This window comes from Candidatus Zixiibacteriota bacterium (genome assembly GCA_018820315.1).
Classification (GTDB): domain Bacteria; phylum Zixibacteria; class MSB-5A5; order JAABVY01; family JAHJOQ01; genus JAHJOQ01.
In genome coordinates this window covers 1-3652 of sequence record JAHJOQ010000080.1, presented here as the reverse complement: position 1 = coordinate 3652, position 3652 = coordinate 1, and the positions used below count along the sequence as shown (strand labels likewise).

The window sequence follows — 3652 nt, the reverse complement described above, 5'->3', positions numbered from 1 at the left end:
CAAGTCCCTGCACCGCTATTTATCTCTATTGGAACTTCCGTCTCACCAAGCGCATTTAACGGCATCGCGTTACCGCTAATTCTGAACACCGTTGTACCATCCGTTTCTTCCGCTCCTACGCTGAGTTTGCCGGGGAAAATGTTCCTCAGAGTCGCGCGGAACACGCTCATCGAATCTGTGTGCCTCTGCAATAGGTCACCCAAGCCGGAGAGCTTACTCTTGACCCACTCGGCGTCGACACTGGTCGGAATCGATTTCCTGTTGGAAAGACTCGCCAGTTCTCGTTCAATGCTCAACAGTTGAGATTCCTTCGATACAAGTCGTTCCCTGAGAGACTCCGTTAATCCACCTGCTTCTGCAACATCAAGCAGGTTTTCGACGGCTTTGCTGAGCGAAGATTTCTGACGAAGCAGCTCGGCCCTCCTCGCCTCCGGTGACTGCCACGATGCCTTCAGCCTCGAGTTGATATGGTCGGCGAGCCGTTGACATGTCTCCTCGGACAGCAGCAACTCGGATAGCTTTCCGAACACCGCATCCTCGACTGCCTGCCTGCGAATCCGGTGATTACACGCGCAGACTGTAGTGCCTCTGCTCCAGTAGCCATTGCAGATGTAAGCCGAGTAGCTACTCGATGATGTGATGATGTAGGACGACCCGCATTCGGCGCAGACCAGCAGGCCCGACAGCGGATATTTGCCGTTCGCCGGACGCGACCGGGATGGTTTGGGCGCATTCCGTGGATTCGACTCACCGTGAACTGCATTCCACAACTGCTGCGGCACAATCCTCAGCGATTCATCTTTGTGGACTATCCACTTATCAGGCGGGTTGTCAATCTTTAGTCTCTTGCCTGTGATATTCTTCTTGAACCACTTCGTCTTGTTCCATGTCCAGTCGCCGGTATACTTCTCTTGCCTCAACATCGATCTCACCTGGCCCAAACACCAATGCCCGCTCCTGCTGCCATTACCTGCGTGAGGAGAAGGAACGCCCTTCGCATTCAGTGACTGGGCCATTGCTCTGTAACCCATCCCCAGTTTGCGCATCTCGAATATCTTTCGTACGACCTCGGCTTCCCTGTCGTTGATCCTTATGTGCACACCATGTCGCTTCGGCCTGCCGAACTTATCTTGTTCTCCATTCTCGAACAAGTCCGGAACAGCGTCATAACCGTACACTCGGCCCCCTGCAGAATAGCCACGCTCGACCTGTCCCTTCATTCCACGAACGATCTTAGCCTTCAGGTCATCGAGGAAGAGTTCGTTTGCGATGCTCTTGAAATAGTAGGGAATCTTGGCAGACTGAGATAGTGTTTCGATCCCGTCAGATACGGAGGCAATGCCGATTCCAAACACTGTGAGTTCCTGGAATATATGGATGGATTCACCGGCGTCCCTGCCGAGCCGAGATAGATCATCGACGACAACACACTCAAACTGCCTGTCGAACGCGAACTTCTTGAGATTCGCATATCCTGGCCTGTTCACTTCGGCTCCACTGACCGCCTTATCGGAGTAGATATGATCCTCGCATACCTGCCACCCTTTGTGAGAGATAAACTTCCTGCATTCCCGAATCTGATCGTCGATAGAGGTCTGCTTCTGCATATCGCTGGAGTACCTGGCATACATGGCGCATTGCATACTACGCATCACCACCTTCGATCATGCTCCTGATCTTCTCGGCTTCATCTGTCATGTGAATCCTACAGCTGTTCATAGAATGCCTGCGAGCCTTAATCCTGCCGAGCTTCTGCGACCGTCCTATGTCTATGCATTCCTTTATCTTACGTCTCCTTCAGCTAACACAATGCTCCACATCGCCGCACCTATCAAGAGAATTCTCACTTGGATGTTCTTTTCTTGCCTTGCCTTCAAACACACCGTGCGTTCCAGCGCCGCAGAGAGCCAGATCATCACACTTCGTTCCCCCATACATCGAATCCTTCGATCTGACGACGGCTGAACATGTCCAGCCGCTCACCTTCAGTGACGCGAGCAATGATTCGATAAAATTCTTCCGGCTTCTCACTGTGCTTTCCACGAGGTGCATCAAAGCAAACATTGAACGCTTTGGTATCTGTGAATTCTGGATGTCCATATCTCGCATAGATAATGAACTCACAGTTGTACTGTGGCAATCCAACAGGCTGAAAACCACCTGGCTTATGCCAGACCATTGTCAATACATATCGGAAACCCCAGCCCTCGACGATCTTGATCGTCTCGGGTAGTAGTTTGTTTGTTGTCCAGCAGAATAGGTGGCAGTCATCTGCTTTTGGAATATGAATCGACGAGATCAGTTCGAGAGGCATCGTTGGATAATCGAGCTCTGCAGATTGGTTGGGTCGGCAGTCTCGCTCGACTTTCTTTATTGGCCAGGGTGGGTCGATCACTATGACGTTGTATAGACCTTCAGGGGGGGCAATATTCTTTTTCTCGCGGTTGGTTGCCTTACGCTCATCATTTAGAATTGACGTGTAGACCTTGTTGATAGTCGTCTCACCCTTGCGCAGTTGTTCTTTGGTTGCCTCGTCCGCTTTCTCGGAGATGACTTTGACTCTCGCTAAAGTACCACTACCAAATTTGGTTAGCTTCACCAGTTCTTGCCGTACATGAAATGGCGCGCCAGTGGGTTTGTCCGTGTTGGACAACCCCACTATGTCATCCATCAATGCTGCTGATTTATTAAACCATTCACCAGAACATCTATCGATTTCATGCCTTATGTGTAACTCCTTTTCAAGAAATCGCCCACCCGGTACAGACGCTAACAATACAGCATCGGGATTGCCTGTCTTGAGCTGTTTCAGACGTGCTTCGGGAAATGTGCTAACACCTATTTTGATTTTGCCGTTACTTTCGATGAAGTAAACGAGTTGATTATTAGCAGTATCCGCATTGTCAGCCTCACGCCCTAATGCCTTCAATTCACATTCTTTACCATAGCGATTTCCGCTGTCCCAAGATGGCAACTCATGTAATTCTTCATTTATTTTACGTATTTTGGCTTGTCGATCAGCCGCAGCTTGACTCATAATATCTTTTGCTTTTGCAGATAATAGAGGTTCTAATTGCAAGACTAATTCCATTTTTTGATAAGGCGCCAGGTTCCGCCGCCCAAGCTGGTTCTTGAGAATCCAGACTTTCGCTGCCGCCTCGTCTTCGAGTTCTATGCTCGTCGCTTGAAACGGCAGGCCGTGCTTCTCGCATATCTGCAGCCGGTGGTGGCCGTCGAGCAGGATCCCGTTCCATGTGACGAGTGTGTCTCGACAGCCTTCGGCCAATATGCTTGCCTCAAGCTGTGAGTATTCCGCACTGCTCAACGGAGGAGTAAGTGACGTGAATCGAGTACTGATTCTCACAGACTGATTCTCTCGTCGGGGACCCGCTCGATTGAATGCAGAGTGCTCTACCACGTTCGTGCCCTACTACTTGCCGATGATACCGTCTGGGTTCGACAAGTGTTTTCTTCTAATCTTGATTCAGACTGCCGATCATTGCCCAAGACACTTTCCCCCACCGACCATGTCGCGATCTATGCTCAGTGTTGAGATTTTCAATTTCCGCCTCCTGTAAGTTATTGTCTTTCAATAGGGGTGATTTTGCATTTTTCCTGGCGCTGTCAGAATCTGCCAAGATTTTGTGGTTAT

General features: G+C 50.1%; 2 protein-coding genes. Both read right to left on the bottom strand.

Annotated elements, in window-relative coordinates:
• Positions 1–1652: recombinase family protein (locus KKH67_07635; protein MBU1319052.1), on the bottom strand; the 1652-nt coding region annotated here is incomplete at its 3' end.
• A gap of 263 nt (positions 1653–1915) precedes the next feature.
• Positions 1916–3364: a GIY-YIG nuclease family protein gene (locus KKH67_07630; protein ID MBU1319051.1), complete on the bottom strand. Its 1449-nt coding sequence runs from the start codon at positions 3362–3364 to the stop codon at positions 1916–1918.
• Between the last annotated feature and the right edge of the window lie 288 nt (positions 3365–3652).